Origin of the sequence: Roseburia sp. OF03-24 (assembly GCF_003463035.1) — a bacterium.
GTDB classification, from domain to species: domain Bacteria; phylum Bacillota; class Clostridia; order Lachnospirales; family Lachnospiraceae; genus Roseburia; species Roseburia rectibacter.
Map to the genome: position 1 here is coordinate 1 of NZ_QSCK01000102.1, position 502 is coordinate 502.

Annotated in this window: 1 protein-coding gene; it reads right to left on the bottom strand. The window is 39.0% G+C overall.

Annotated elements, in window-relative coordinates; all coding sequences use genetic code 11:
- A partial coding sequence (locus DXA60_RS18575) for an RHS repeat-associated core domain-containing protein (protein WP_147345421.1) occupies nt 1-502 on the bottom strand: 502 nt, incomplete at both ends.

Below are 502 nucleotides of genomic sequence, written 5' to 3' on the forward strand. Positions count from 1 at the left end.
AATCTTCAACTTCAAAATAAGAAGCTGCCCCTATTCCATCATGCTTACCTGGATTTCTAAATGCATTGTCCACAATATAATCTGGAATATCAACCTCAATAACATAAAACTTAGTGTCTACACCATGTCCCATTTTTTGACCAAACACAATAGCATCCTCATAACTATCAGCAAACCATTTTCCTGACATTCCAGAGGCTGAAGCTCTCCAACCAAAATCTTGAATATCGAAAAACTCTTCCCTACTCATAGATCTAAAAAAGGAATCTAAACCAAACACATCAACCCATATATTTACATCTTTAACATACCCATAAATCGTCGGATTCCCGCCCGCTAATCTAATCGGATCCTGCTGCGTATACTGTCCCTGCTGCGAATCATAGTACCTGAATCGGTTATAGTACAGCTCGGTTTCTTCATCCTCATACTGCCCCTGGAAACGAAATGGAATAAAATTCTTTTCACCTAATGCTTCCTCCGTTTTTACACGCCCATAGAT